Source organism: Nocardia flavorosea NBRC 108225, assembly GCF_001613385.1.
Taxonomy (GTDB): Bacteria; Actinomycetota; Actinomycetes; order Mycobacteriales; family Mycobacteriaceae; genus Nocardia; species Nocardia flavorosea.
In genome coordinates this window covers 196951-211139 of the sequence record NZ_BDCG01000016.1, presented here as the reverse complement: position 1 = coordinate 211139, position 14189 = coordinate 196951, and the positions used below count along the sequence as shown (strand labels likewise).

The window sequence follows — 14189 nt, the reverse complement described above, 5'->3', positions numbered from 1 at the left end:
GGGTCCGGGGCCTCCTCGGTCTCGTTCTTCACTCCTCCGCTCCTCCGCTTCGCTGTCCCGCTCCGTCGCTCCAGAACGAGACGGGCCCCGAACCGTCGAGGTCGGTCGTACGGATTGGAGAGCGGAGTGCGTCGGTGACAAGAGGGTGTGCCGGGTTTGTCGGGGGTGAGTCCTGTGTTGTATTTCCGGATCCACCGTAGAGGCACCGAAGCCCCCTCGCCGGGCTGTTGCGAGGGGGCGGCGGGTACACCCCTACCGAGGTAGTGGTTGCCGGTATCCGTCACGGATACCACGTCCGGCCCGGGCGAACCCGGAACCGGGCCGGTGGGGTTGCGGCCGTCGCGAGCGAAAGCCGCAACCCCGCGGCCGGTGGCTCAGTGGAACTGGCCTTCTTCGGTCGAGCCCTTCAGCGCCGCGGTCGAGGTGTTGGGATCGACGGTGGTGGCGATGGTGTCGAAGTAGCCGGCACCGACCTCACGCTGGTGCTTGATGGCGGTGAAGCCACGCTCGGCGGCGGCCTTGAACTCGCGCTCCTGCAGGTCGACGAAGGCGGTCATACCCTCGCGGGCGTAGCCGTAGGCCAGGTCGAACATGCCGTAGTTGAGCGAGTGGAAGCCTGCCAGGGTGATGAACTGGAACTTGAAGCCCATGGCACCCAGTTCCCGTTGGAACTTCGCGATGGTGGAATCGTCCAGATGCGCCTTCCAGTTGAAGGACGGCGAGCAGTTGTAGGCCAGCAGCTGGTCCGGGAACTCGCTGCGGACGGACTCGGCGAACTTCCGCGCGACCTCGAGGTCCGGCACGCCGGTTTCCATCCAGATGAGGTCGGCGTAGGGGGCGTAGGCCTTGGCCCGGGCGATGCAGGGCTCGATACCGTTCTTCACACCGAAGAAGCCTTCGGCGGTGCGGGTGCCGTCGAGGAACTCGCGGTCGCGCTCATCGACATCCGAGGTGATCAGGGTGGCGGCTTCGGCGTCGGTGCGGGCGATGATCACCGAGGGCACCTGGGCGACGTCGGCGGCCAGCCGCGCGGAGGTCAGGGTGCGGATGTGCTGCTGGGTGGGGATCAGCACCTTGCCACCGAGGTGGCCGCACTTCTTCTCCGAGGCCAGCTGGTCTTCCCAGTGCACACCGGCGGCGCCGGCGGCGATCATGGCCTTCTGCAGTTCGTAGGCGTTGAGCGCGCCACCGAAGCCGGCTTCGGCGTCGGCGACGATCGGGGCCAGCCAGTTCTCGACCGAGGTGTCGCCTTCGACCGTGGCGATCTCGTCGGCGCGCAGCAGCGCGTTGTTGATGCGGCGGACCACGTTCGGCACGGAGTTGGCCGGGTAGAGGCTCTGGTCCGGGTAGGTGTGCCCGGAGAGGTTCGCGTCACCGGCGACCTGCCAGCCCGACAGGTAGATGGCCTTGAGACCGGCGCGGACCTGCTGCACCGCCTGGTTACCGGTGAGGGCGCCCAGGGAGTTGATGTAGTCCTCGTTGTTCACCAGGTCCCAGAGGATTTCGGAGCCACGCCGCGCGAGGGTGTGCTCTTCGACGACGGTGCCCTGCAACTTCGACACCTGCTCGGCGGTGTAGTTGCGGGTGACGCCCTTCCAGCGCGGGTTGGTGTCCCAATCCTTCTGGATTTCCTCAGGGGTCTTCGGGGTGCCGGTGGTCGACATCTTCGACTCCACTTCCTTGGTCGGTCGGTCCGTCGGGCCGCGTCGACGGTGCGTTTCCGCACCGCACTGCTGGATCGACGATTTGCAGGCTTGCAATGCCCAGCGGGGGTACTTGCACACCATGGCACACGATCAAAACGTCGTCTACCTGTTGCTTCTGTGAATCTGAGCTAGGATCGACCACAAGATTGTTAAGTCTGCAAAAGTAGCCAGCATATTGCCCTCGGGAAATCTACTGACCAGTAGCGCTGACATGGGGTTTCAGCGTAACGCCCGTACTGTTAAACGAAGCGCCGATCCGCCCCGGCCCGCCCGGCCAGGCCGCCCATTGTGAGGACCTTCATAACTGAAGTCAGTCGACTTCAGATGCGACACCCATCCGAACGTGACCCAGGAAGACAGCAACGGAGGCATTCCGGCAGCCGAAAGCATTCGCCGGCGAACGGGGCCGGTCCGAGGCCGGCTACGGCGGCAATATTGTCACTGCCGCTTGCCATCTGCCCCCATCCGGTTGCAGATCGGCGAGGTCGAAATCCAGCCCCTGCCCGAGCAAGAGCTCTTTCTCTTCGGATGCCGTTGCCGGTGTTGCAGGTGTGTCTTTCGATCACCGCACCTGCAGCGCTGGGAACTAGCGCATCCGGGATACTTCTGGTGGTAGCGGGAGGTGGTCCCTTCCCGCCGCCGGGGAGAACACCTTCGCTGGTGAACCAGCAAGATTTCACAACATGCCCAGAAAGGGACCGTGCCGGCACACAACGCTTGGCCAACCATTCATATTCTCGCCCGACGAGATTTTCGTAGCCGTGCCAATTTCTCACCGAACAACGCTAGGGTGTCCGTCACGTGCGCGGTCATCGGTGACAGGTGCCGATGGTGAGCGCCTGCCCTCCGCAGCACGGTGGGATCGGAGCTGTTGATGCGCGACATCGTCGACGACCTGCTGCAGGTGTGGCGTTCGGGCCGGACCGGCGGGCTGGCCACCATCGTGCGCACGGGTGGGTACGTGGATATTCCGGTGGGGACGGCGATGCTGGTGGACCCGGACGGCATGATCTACGGATCCATGGCCTCCACCGGTATCGAGGACACCGTGTACGAGGCCACGGTGCAATCGGCCAGAACCGGTCAGCGCGCTTTACACCGGCTCACCGTGCCCGGCGCCGAATCGGCGGGCGACGGCGGGATCATCGATGTGTTCACCGAACCGTTCTCGCGCGGCCATTTCCCGGAATTCCCTACCGTGGCCACCGAAATAGCCGAACATCGGCGCGTCACGGTTTTCACCGTGGTCTGGAATCCGGAGCCCGGAATGATCGGGCAGCATCTGATCACCGATAAACGACACGCGACCGAGCTGGTATCGCTACCGCAGTCCGATATATTCGTCGCGTCGTTCGCCCCGCCGCCGCTACTGGTGATCTTCGGCGCCAATACGACCACCGCGGCCCTCGCCGCGCAGGCCCAGCTACTCGGCTACCGGGTGGCCATCTGCGATCCCCGTCCAGCATTCGCCGTACCGGAGTCCTTCCCGGGCGCGGAGGTGGTCTGCGATTGGCCGCACCGGTATCTGAACGTTCTCGTCGCGGAGGGGGAAGTGGACGCCTCAACCGGGATAGTTCTGGCCACCCACGACCCGCAATTCGAGATCCCGCTGCTCACCGTGGCCCTGCGTCTCCCGGAGATCGGCTATATCGGGGTTACGGGGTCGGCGCTCACCTGCGCTCGCCGCCTCGACGAGCTACGTGCCAGCGGCTTCGACGAAACGATGCTGGCCCGGCTCCACACGCCGGCCGGTATGGATATCGGCGCCGCCACCGCCACCGAGACCGCACTCGCGGTGGCCGCGGAGATGGTGGCGGCCCGCAACGGCCGGCTGGGCCGCATCACCGTCGCATTCCCCGCGGAGGCGGCGATCTGATTCGGCACTCTCCGTACCGGAGCCGCCCCGGCACCCGGCAACCGACCTCCTCCGCGCCCGCCGTCCGCCCGGATTTGCGGCGCGCCGACTCTCGTGGACAGTGGTTCTCGTGATCCTCACCGTGACAATGAATCCCGCATACGATGTGACCTATCGGGTCGAGAATTTCACGTGCGGCCGGACGCATCGGGTCCGGTCGGTGGAGCAGCGTCTCGGCGGCAAGGGCATCAACGTGACGCGAGTGCTCAACCAGCTGGGCCGCTACGCCCGCGCCACCGGTTTCGCGGATCATGCGTTCGCCGCCGCGGCAGAAGCCGAGATGCCGGTGGATTTCGTGCACGCGCTGCCGTGGGTGCGGCGCACCGTCGTGATCAGCGAATCCGACACCGGCACCGCGACCGCGCTGCGCGAACCCGGCGCCCGGGTCGCCAACCCGCATGCTTCCGAACAGCTCGAGGTGCGGGTTTCGGGCATGCTGCCGCATATCTCGGGACTGGTGATCGCCGGATCGCTACCCGAAGGTATCGATCCGGGCCTGCCCGCCCGGATCGCCCAGGCGGCGCTGGAGGCCCGGGTGCCCACGGTATGCGATCTGGACGGGCCCGCGTTGCGGATGGCAGCGCGGGTGCCCGGGGTGGTGTTGCTACCGGGACTCACGGAGTTCGAGGAACTGACGAAATCCGGCGCCGAGACACCGGCCGCACTGGTCGCCGCGGCCCGGTCGCTGGTGGATCGCGGCGCCGGGGCGGTGATCATCACGCGCGGTCCGTTGGGCATGGTCGCGGTGACCGCCGATGGCGCGTGGGATGCTCACCTTCCCGAACCGCTCACCGGAAATCCCACGGGCGCAGGCGATACCGTAGCGGCAGCGGTGATCGGCGCCTTGGCGAATGCGAACCCGCCCGATTGGCCGGAGATCCTGGTGGACGCGGTCGCCACCTCGGCGGCCTCCGTGGTCATTCCGGTGGCCGGCGAGATCGACCGCCGCCTACGCGGCCACCTCGCCCCCACTGTCGTCGTTTCCGAAGTGGAAACACCGGGCGTCGAACCCACTCAGCCCTGAACCGGAGCGGCGCCACTCATTTGAGTACATAGGGCGATACCGAACTGCGGTGTTCGCTGATATCGAGAGTTTTACCGAGCGGGGGGAAGGCGCGTTGCGGGCAGTTGGCGCGGTCGCATACCCGGCAGCCGGCACCGATCGGGGTGGCATTGACTTCGCGTGTATCGATTCCGTCCGCGTAAACCACTCGCGCGGCGTGGCGGATTTCGCAGCCCAGTCCGATGGCAAAGGTTTTGCTCGGCTGTCCGTAGCGGGTGGCGCGGCGTTCGACGGTGCGGGCCACCCACAGGTACTTGCGGCCGTCGGGCATCTGGGCGATCTGTGTCATGATCTTGCCAGGGAAGGTGAAGGCCTCGTACACATTCCACAGGGGGCAGGTGCCGCCGCTCGAAGAGAAGTGGAATCCGGTGGCGGACTGCCGTTTCGACATATTGCCGGCGCGGTCCACCCGGACGAACGAGAACGGCACACCGCGTAGTTCCGGTCGCTGCAGGGTGGACAGCCGGTGACAGATCGTCTCGTAGCTCTGGGTGAAGAACGCCGAGAGCCGTTCGATGTCGTAGCGGAAGTCCTCGGCCACCTCGTGGAAGTAGGTGTAGGGCAGTACGGTCGCGGCCGCGAAGTAGTTCGCCAGGCCCAGTAGTGCCAACCGGCGGGCGTCGGGTCCGGAGAAATTCCCTTCGTCCACGAGTTTTTCCAGCAGCGGGCCGCATTCGAAGTAGGACAGTTCGGCGGCGAGTTTGAACAGGCGCTGCCCGCCCGAGAGATGCGGCGCGATTTCGAGCACCTGGTTTTCCGTATCGTATCGGTGCAGGACACCCTCTCCGAGGTCGATCCGTTCCATGATCCGCACGCCGTGGCTGCGCAGCACCTTGGGGATCTCGCTGTGGGCGTCACCGCCGTGGAAGCGGATCCGGTTGGCCAGCTCCTCGGCGGCGGTATCGAGCTCATGAATATAGTTCTGCCGCTGATAGAAGTAGTCGCGTACTTCCTCGTGCGGTTTGCTGATCGTGGCGCTGCCCGAACCGTCGGCGAACCGGTCCTCGGTGGCAGCGGCGAGCTGGGCGCTGGTGTTGCGGTAGCGGTTGTGCATATTGACCAGGGCGCGGGCCATGCTCGGATGGGCGGAGACCATTTCCGCGATTTCCCGGGCGTCGGCCTCGATTCCCAGCTCCTGGTCCATCACTACTTCCTGCAGTTCGGCGATGAGCCGGGTGTCGTCCTGCGGGGAGAAGAAGGTTGCCTCGACACCGAACACCTCGCTGATACGCAGCAGCACCGGCACGGTGAGCGGGCGGACATCGTGCTCGATCTGGTTCAGATAGCTTGCCGATATCTCCAGCTGCTGGGCCAGCGCCACCTGGCTCAGTCCGCGTTCGGTACGCAGTTGCCGGAGCCGGGCGCCGACATAGGTCTTGGCCATACGTCCAGCCTAGAAGATGTTCGCAAGCTGCGATAGCAGGGTTAGCAACTTCGCGAGCTCGGCCGGCCGGGGTTCATTCCGGCCAGCCGGGTGGATCGAGGCGGGACAGGACACGCTGCACATCGGTATCGGACGGCATCTCGTCGGTGACCTCGGTGATCATCACACGGATATCGATACGGTCCAGCCGGTGCGCGGGAGAATTCAGCACCTCGGCCGCGATCTGCTCGACCTCCTCGTCGGTGAGCCGCCGGCGCAGCAGCGCGACCAGCGGAATGTAATCCGCCTCCGGCACCCCGTCGGGATACCCGCGCCGCAACCAGTCGATCACGGCGTGCAGCATCCGGGGCATCATCGCCGCTGATCCTCCGATGCCGGTGCGGCCAGCGGCCACCCGCCGGCGGCCAGATGCGAAGCCACCCGCGCGATATCCTCCTGACCGGCCTGTTCCTTGGCTACCCGTTGTACGGCCGCCTCGATATCTGCGTGCGTGATCTCCTGCCGTTCCACCCGGTCGCGCAGTACCTCCTCGGCCACGAGAAGCACCTCGTATTCGGTGAGATCGCGATGCAGTACCGCGAACAGCGCGACGTAGTCGGTCTGCGGCACGCCCTGCGGGTACCCGGCGCGTAACCATCCCACGATCCGCGACAGCAGGCCCGGCCGCGGCGGCGGCACCTCGCCGGTGGCCATCAGGACTCCCCGAACAGGTGGATACCGAGCCGGTCGGAGAGGAACTCCTTGGCGACGAGAAGCACCCCGGCGACCACCACAGTCAGCACGATCAGCAGGCAGAGACATGCACCCGCCGACGCGACCGGGCTACGCCGGACGGTCCCGTCGGGGCCGGTCACCTCGGCACCCGACCACCAGCGCACGCCCAGGGCGAACAGCATGGGCACGGCGGCACCCAGAACGAGCGCTGCCACTGTGACGTCGAGCAGTGCCCGCATGTGGGTCAGCAGATCGGACATATCATGCCTCCTCACCGGCGGGGGTCCGGACCTCGGCGGCCCGCGCTTCGGGCGTCGCCGATACCGCGCCGGGCTGGTGTGTCGCGAGCGGCGCCGGATCGTTCACATTGTGGCTGGAAACCCGGTCCCGTAGCGAACGCCGGTACATCAGGCCCGCCAGGCCCGCCAGTAGCGCGAATACGACCAGGACCCCGGCGAGCCCACCGAGGTGATGTGCCAGCGCCCAGCACACGGCGCCCACGGCCCCGGCGGCCGGCAGGGTCAGCAGCCAGGCCACCGCCATCCGGCCCATCACGCCCCAGCGCACCTCGGCACCGCGCCCCAGCCCGGTGCCCAGGATCGCGCCGGTGGTGGTCTGGGTGGTGGACAACGGGAGCCCGAAATTCGCGGAGGTCAGGATGATCGCCGCCGATGCCGATTCGGCCGAGAATCCCTGCGGGGATTCGATCTCCACCAGACCTTTGCCCAGGGTGCGGATGATGCGCCAGCCGCCGAGGTAGGTGCCGGCGGCGATGGCGAACGCGCAGGCGGCTATCACCCAGATCGGGATCTCGGTATCGGCGGTGACCGTACCGTGCGCGACCAGGGCCAGGAAGATCACGCCCATGGTTTTCTGCGCGTCGTTGGTGCCGTGGGCCAGCGATACCAGGGATGCCGAGCCGATCTGTCCCCAGCGGAAACCGGTGGTCACCTTGCCGGGGTCGGCGCCGCGGGTGATCCGGTACACCGACCAGGTGCCGAGGGTCGACACCATGCCCGCGATGACCGGTGACAGCAGGGCGGGCAGGATGATCTTGTAGAGCACACCGCCGCTGTCGCCGGCCCACACCACCCCACTCCAGCCCAGTGAGGCCAGGGTGGCGCCGATCAAACCGCCGAACAACGCGTGCGACGAGCTGGACGGCAGGCCGAACAGCCAGGTGAGCAGGTTCCACAGGATTCCGCCCACCAAACCGGCGTACACGATGATGAGCAGCTCGTGCCCGGACACCGCGTCGAGCCGGACGATCCCCTCGGCCACCGTCGCCGCCACCGCCACCGAAAGGAAGGCACCCACCAGGTTGAGGACCGCGGACAGGGCTACGGCGATCTTGGGGCGCAGCGCCCCGGTGGCAATGGATGTCGCCATCGCATTGGCGGTGTCGTGGAATCCGTTGGTGAAGTCGAAAGCCAGCGCGGTGACAATGACGACAAGCAGGATCAGCATCTCTACTGTCACATCAGGCATTGTGCACGCCGGTTGGCAGTGCGCCGGAAACCGGTACGGTGCCGTTGCCGAAGTGTTCGGATATCGGCTGCTACATCGGGCGCCGTGGCCATCCGTGCGGGCATCCCACCGGCGGGGAGCGCACGCATGAGATCAGGCGTCGGCGAGGTGACGTTCGGGCTCGGGAACCGGGCCGGCGGTACGCGCCACCAGCCGGGCGAGCACACCCAGTACTACGGCGACCACGATCGACACCGCCATCGGAATTCCGGTGCTCGGGCCACCGAGTCCGACCAGGGGCGATACCAATGCGCCGAGACCGAACTGTAGCGCGCCCATCAGTGCCGAGGCACTGCCGGCCACATGCCGGGCGCGGCCGATCGCCAGCGCACTGGCGGTACCCATGACCATCGGGGCCGAGATCACGGTCAGGAACAGGACCGGCAAGACCGCCGCGGCGGGTGCCCCGGCGGCCAGTAGTGCCAGCAACACGAGTCCACCGGCCAGGGTCACGGCCTGTCCGGTTCGCAGAATGGGCTCCGGCCCGAACCTGCCGAGCAGCCGGGAGCTCGCCGTCCCGACGATGACCATTCCGGCCGCGTTCATCGCGAAGATGAGGGTGTACGCCCGGTTCGACATACCGAGTACGTTCTCGACCACGAACGGTGAAGCCGAAATATAGGACATCAGCGCGGCGAATCCGAAGCCGAACGCGAAGATATAGCCGAGGTAGCCGCGGTCGGCCGTCAGGCGGCCCAGCGTCCGCAGCGTCCCGGTGAATCCGCCGGTCTGCCGATTCTCCGGTGGCAGCGATTCCGGGACCACCAGCACCGCGCCCAGGAACATCAACGCGAAGATCACGCTCAGGGCCCAGAACTCGGCCTGCCAGCCGAGCGGCACCAGCGCACCGCCGAGCAGTGGCGCCAGTACGGGCGCTATACCGCCGATCGCCGAGAACAGGGTGAACAGTTTGGCGGTGGCCGCACCCGCTGTCCGGTCGGCGCCGACCGCACGGCCGATGACCAGGCCCGCGGAGGCCGATACCCCTTGGACGAACCGCATTGCGATCAACAGCCAGATGGTCGGCGCCAGCGCGCAGATCACCGTCACGACGACGGTGATCGCTGTCGCCAGGATCAGCGGCTTGCGCCGGCCGTATCGGTCCGACAGTGGCCCGATGAACAACTGCCCGACGGCCAGCCCGATCAGGAACGTGGTCAGGGTCAGCTGCACGCTGGTGGCGGCGGTGCCCAGATCGTCGGCCAGATCGGTGAAGGCCGGCAGGTACATGTCGACGGCGAAAGGCGCCGCAGCCGACAACAACGCCAGTACTACCAGCAGCAGACCGGATACTCCGGGGCGTGTCGTGATCGGCATATCGGCGCACCTCCTCCCAGAAACTTACTTATGCAAACATAAGTTACCTGTCGGGCCGATGCGCCGGCCGAGACGTCCCGAAGGTCAGAAGGCGTCCTCCGGCAGGGTCATGATGTCGGTATCGAGGTTCTCGATCACTGTTCTGGTCGAGGTCAGCGTGGGCAGCACATTCTTCGCGAAGAAACTCGCCACCCCGACCTTGCCCGTATAGAACGGCCGATCGCGATCCTCGGCGGTACCGGCCAGCGCACCGGCGGCCACCTCCGCCTGCCACAGCAGCAACCAGCCGATCAGCAGATCGCCCACCGCCAGCAGGAAGCGCACCGAGCCCAGACCCACTTTGTACAGCTGCGCCGGGTCGGTCTGGGCCGCCATCGCATACCCGCTCAGCGCCGCGGCCATACCCTGCACATCGCCCAGCGCGGTGCGCAACAGATCACGCTCGGCGGTCAGCCGCCCGCCGGGCGCGTCCAGGAATTCGTTGATCCGGGTGAAGATATGCCCCGCCGCGACCCCGTTGTCCCGGATGATCTTGCGGAAGAAGAAATCCTGCGCCTGGATGGCGGTGGTGCCCTCGTACAGCGAGTCGATCTTGGCGTCGCGGATGTACTGCTCGATCGGGTAGTCCTGCAGATACCCGGAACCGCCCAAGGTCTGCAGCGATTCGGTGAGGTATTGGTAGGCCCGCTCGGAACCCACACCTTTCACGATCGGCAGCAAGAAATCGTCCACCCGGTGCGCGGTATCGGCGTCGACACCCGAAACCAATTCCGCGACATCGGCATTCTGATGGACGGCGGTGTAGAGATACACCGCGCGCAGACCTTCCGCGTACGCCTTCTGGGTGGCCAGGCTGCGTCGCACATCCGGATGGTGGGTGATGGCGACCCGCGGCGCGGCCTTATCCGACATCTGGGTGAGATCCGCGCCCTGGATACGCTGTTTGGCGTACTCCAGCGCGTTCAGATATCCGGTCGAGAGGGTGCCACTGGATTTGACGCCCACCATCATGCGCGCGTTCTCGATCACCTTGAACATCTGGGCGATCCCGTTGTGGGTATCGCCGACCAGCCAGCCGACGGCCGGCTTTTCACCGCCGAAGGTGAGCTCACAGGTCGGCGACGATTTCAGGCCCATCTTGTGTTCGACATTGGTGACGTACACACCGTTGCGCTCGCCCAGCTCCAAGGTCTGCGGATCGAACAGGTACTTCGGCACGTAGAACAGCGACAGGCCCTTGGTACCGGGTCCGGCGCCCTCGGGCCGGGCCAGGACCAGATGGAAGACGTTCTCCGCGGTATCGCCCACATCGGCGCCGGAGATGAACCGTTTCACACCCTCGATATGCCAAGTACCGTCGGGCTGTTCGATCGCCTTGGCCCGGCCTGCGCCGACATCGGAGCCCGCGTCGGGCTCCGTGAGCACCATCGTGCCCTGCCAATGCCGTTCGAAACCGGCGGCCGCCCAATGCTTCTGCTGTTCGTTGCCGATTCCGTACAGCACCTGGGCCATGGCGGCGCCCATATCGAAGAAGATCGCGGCGGGGTTGGCACAGGTGATCATCTCGCTGACCGCCCAGATCAACGCGGCGGGCGCGGGCATACCACCCATTTCCTCGGGTTTGCCCAACCGGTTCCAGCCGGCCTCGCGGATCGCCAGGATCGTCTTGGTCAGCGGTTCACCGACGTCGATGGAATGGGTTTCCGGCCGGAATTCCACCGGCTCCCGATCGGCGGCGGCGAACGATTCCGCGACCGGCCCCTCGGCCAGCCGTTTCACTTCGGCCAGTATCTCGCGAGCGGTATCGGTGTCGAGATCGCCGTACGCACCGGCGTCGAGAAGTTTGCCGAGTTCGAACACTTCGAACAGATTGAATTCGATATCGCGCAGATTTGCCTGGTAGTGGCCCACCGGTCGTCCTCCTGGTCGATTCCCTGGCGGTCGGACGGACCGCTTGGTTACAGGCGTTTGGACATCGTACAAACCGGAGCCTGCCGGACCCCACAACGGCTACGCAACCGTAGCCTCGCCCTCGGCAGCCCCCGGCCGGACACTTCCGGCCGGCTCAGCAGTCCGCCTGCAGCGGCCAGCACTCCGCCGGACCGGTCGGCGGTGGCACAGTCGGGTCGGCACTACTCGGTTCGGCACCGCTACCGGGCGCCGCGGGTTCGGCGGCGGGACCACCGGCGATCAGGGATCCAGCGATCGCGGCCAGCACGATGAGCATGCCGAATACCGCGACCGCCAGAACCGCCCACCCGATCAGATCGTGGGCCCGGCGCGAATCCGGACGGCGCAGCTGCCAGGTGCGCGGCCGCTTCGGCGGATCCGGCAATTTGTCCTCGAACCCGGCGGCGATCAGTTCGCCGCGGTCGGGCGCCCAGCCGGTGAGCGCCCGGGTCGCCGCGCAGACCCGTCCGAGCGTCCAGCGCGGCGGACCGGGAGAGAAATTCTCCAGGAAGATCCGCAGCTCGGTGAACTCGGCAGTATTGCCCACCACCACATCGAGTCCCGGCCGCAGCGTCTCGCGTGCCGGGCGTAACACCGCACCCCGGTGCGGGATCAGTGCCACCGCACCACACAAGTGGCCGGGGTCGTAGGAGGCACGTTCGAACGTGAACTGCACCTCTCGTAGCGCGCTTTCCGCGAGGCGCACCGGATCGGCCCCGAGTTCCAGATCCAGATCGGCTGCGGTGTCACCGACCTGCCAGGGACGTTCGGTGGATACGGTCAGCATTCCGCTCTGCTTGCTACGGAAACCGATCACCTCCACCACGAGGATCCCCTGCGGTGTCCAGACCACCGCACCGATCTTCCGGGTGCCGCGCCGGGTCCCCACTCTCAGGTCGACGATCGCCAGCCCAGTCGACGGCAGCTGCCGCAGGCATTCCACGAATTCCCGCTCGGCGGCGGAAAGTTCCGCCCGATCGTCGACCTTCACCAGCATCGTGTTCCACCTCTGCTGCGTGCCGTTGCTCCCGGTGCCACCACTGACCCCCGCTGTCGATCTTCACCCGACAGCCCCTTTCGTACCACTCATCTGGGCGGCAGCTCGGGCGAATGAACAATCAATGACCGATGTCGCGGGTCATCCGGCCGGCCGGGGATCAGTCGACCCACTGCACCAGCTGGTAGACGATTCCGTTCGGATCCGTTGTCTGGAAGTAGCGCTCCCCCCACTCCTCGGTCTCGATCGGCGTCACGATCGGGGCGCCCGCAGCCTGTAGACGCGCATATTCGGTATCGATATCGGCCACCACGAACACCACGAGCAGTCCATCGCCCGCAGGCCCGGCGATGCGGGCGGGTTTGAACGTGGACAGTCCCGTGCGCAGGTAGATGAGGTTGATACCGGCATCGGGGTGGGTCAGCGAGACGAACCCGTCGGCCGACATCTGCTCGGTGAATCCGAAATGCGCCGAGACGAAACCTGCCGAGGCGGCCGGATCGGCGACATTGAGTGAAACGGCGGTTCCGGTTGTGCGCATGGGGCCTCCACGAGTGCGTCCGTATAACTTCGTACATCGTACGTAGTTATTTATAGCCGACGGCCCCGCCCTGCCACACCATGATCTGCTTCACATCACCGGCGGCCGGGCATGCCGCATTCCCGCGAGCCGCCGAACCGAGCGTGCGGCGCGACTCTTGGCTAACCTGCTGCCATGCCCGACGCCGTATCGCACCGAGAAACCACCATCGCCCTGGTACTGGGAGGCGGTGGTCCCGTCGGAATAACCTGGCTGGCCGGCCTGACCCATGGATTACGGGCGGCCGGAATAGATTTGGCGCGTGCCGATCGCATCATCGGCACCTCGGCCGGCGCGGTGGTGGGCTCGGCCATCGCCGCCGGCACCGACCTCTCCACCCTGCTCACCCCACGCCCCGACTCGGCCGAACCACCCGCCGCGGCACCCGCGCACGATTACGGCGTACTGCTCGAGATCACCACCCTGCTGCGCGCCGTCGACCAGGACCGCGACCTCGTCCTGCAGCGCGTGGGCGAACTGGCACTGGGCGCGGATACCGGCGACCCCGCCCACCATCTGAAGCGGATCGGCGCACTGGTGGATTTCGCCGAATGGCCCGACCACGATCTGCTGGTCACCTCCATCGATATCGGGTCGGGCTCACTCACCGTCTGGACCCGCAACGGTGCCGCCACCCTCGTCCAGGCACTGGCGGCCAGCACCGCCGTACCGGGGGTCTTTCCGCCGATCGAGATCGACGGACACCACTACATCGACGGCGGGGTGCGCTCCACCGTCAACGCCGATCTGGCCGCGGGCTACGACGCGGTGGTCATCCTCGAACCGCTCGCGCACCTGTATCCCAGAACCCGCGCCGATCGTGACCTCGGCGCCGCCCGCGAGGTCACGATCGCGCCGGACGAGATCGCGATAGCCGCCTTCGGACCCGACCTGTTCGGCGCGGCCGCATTGGTCCCGTCCTACGAATCCGGGCTGCGCCAAGCTGCCGCCGCCGCGACGGAGCTGCGGGACTTCTGGCCCGAGGCCTGAGCCCGGTACGGCATACGAGTCGCGCCGGACCCGGTGATCCGGCCAT

General features: G+C 66.5%; 13 protein-coding genes. 3 read left to right on the top strand and 10 right to left on the bottom strand.

What is annotated here, in order from left to right:
* Positions 1 to 374: 374 nt before the first annotated feature.
* On the bottom strand, positions 375 to 1664 hold the full coding sequence (gene aceA, locus NFL01S_RS21270; protein ID WP_062978196.1) for an isocitrate lyase: 1290 nt from the start codon (positions 1662 to 1664) through the stop codon (positions 375 to 377).
* Between the two features lie 916 nt (positions 1665 to 2580).
* On the opposite strand from aceA, the gene NFL01S_RS21265 reads away from it, so the two are divergent.
* Positions 2581 to 3582, top strand: coding sequence for an XdhC family protein (locus NFL01S_RS21265; RefSeq protein WP_062978195.1), 1002 nt, complete (start codon positions 2581 to 2583; stop codon positions 3580 to 3582).
* 109 nt (positions 3583 to 3691) lie between these two features.
* Entirely contained in the window at positions 3692 to 4645 is a 954-nt protein-coding gene (locus NFL01S_RS21260) for a hexose kinase (protein ID WP_063916012.1), read from the top strand.
* Between the two features lie 16 nt (positions 4646 to 4661).
* On the opposite strand, the gene ramB is transcribed toward NFL01S_RS21260, so the two are convergent.
* The 9 genes from ramB to NFL01S_RS21215 form a co-directional block, all read right to left on the bottom strand.
* Complete coding sequence (ramB, locus tag NFL01S_RS21255) at positions 4662 to 6068, bottom strand: acetate metabolism transcriptional regulator RamB (protein WP_062977914.1); 1407 nt, start codon at positions 6066 to 6068, stop codon at positions 4662 to 4664.
* Between the two features lie 73 nt (positions 6069 to 6141).
* Positions 6142 to 6423 (bottom strand): DUF3349 domain-containing protein, encoded by a 282-nt coding sequence (locus tag NFL01S_RS21250; RefSeq protein ID WP_307615648.1) that lies wholly within the window; start codon positions 6421 to 6423, stop codon positions 6142 to 6144.
* On the bottom strand, positions 6420 to 6761 hold the full coding sequence (locus NFL01S_RS21245) for a DUF3349 domain-containing protein (RefSeq protein WP_062977911.1): 342 nt from the start codon (positions 6759 to 6761) through the stop codon (positions 6420 to 6422). Before NFL01S_RS21245 ends, NFL01S_RS21250 begins: the two co-directional genes overlap by 4 nt.
* Entirely contained in the window at positions 6761 to 7042 is a 282-nt protein-coding gene (locus NFL01S_RS21240; RefSeq protein ID WP_062977909.1) for a hypothetical protein, read from the bottom strand. The genes NFL01S_RS21245 and NFL01S_RS21240 overlap by 1 nt, the downstream gene beginning before the upstream one ends.
* A gap of 1 nt (position 7043) precedes the next feature.
* Positions 7044 to 8261, bottom strand: coding sequence for an inorganic phosphate transporter (locus NFL01S_RS21235; protein ID WP_084493039.1), 1218 nt, complete (start codon positions 8259 to 8261; stop codon positions 7044 to 7046).
* Between the two features lie 141 nt (positions 8262 to 8402).
* On the bottom strand, positions 8403 to 9626 hold the full coding sequence (locus tag NFL01S_RS21230; RefSeq protein WP_245670817.1) for a multidrug effflux MFS transporter: 1224 nt from the start codon (positions 9624 to 9626) through the stop codon (positions 8403 to 8405).
* 84 nt (positions 9627 to 9710) lie between these two features.
* The gene (locus tag NFL01S_RS21225) at positions 9711 to 11537 is read right to left on the bottom strand and encodes an acyl-CoA dehydrogenase (protein WP_062977907.1); all 1827 of its coding nucleotides are present in this window, start codon (positions 11535 to 11537) and stop codon (positions 9711 to 9713) included.
* Positions 11538 to 11691: 154 nt separating this feature from the next.
* Positions 11692 to 12573 (bottom strand): nuclease-related domain-containing protein, encoded by an 882-nt coding sequence (locus tag NFL01S_RS21220; protein WP_062977905.1) that lies wholly within the window; start codon positions 12571 to 12573, stop codon positions 11692 to 11694.
* Positions 12574 to 12733: 160 nt separating this feature from the next.
* A complete protein-coding gene (locus NFL01S_RS21215; RefSeq protein ID WP_062977903.1) occupies positions 12734 to 13114 on the bottom strand; it encodes a VOC family protein in 381 nt (126 codons plus the stop codon).
* A 174-nt stretch (positions 13115 to 13288) separates the two neighbouring features.
* Between NFL01S_RS21215 and NFL01S_RS21210 the strand changes: the two genes are divergently transcribed.
* Entirely contained in the window at positions 13289 to 14143 is an 855-nt protein-coding gene (locus NFL01S_RS21210; RefSeq protein ID WP_062977901.1) for a patatin-like phospholipase family protein, read from the top strand.
* Positions 14144 to 14189: the final 46 nt, after the last annotated feature.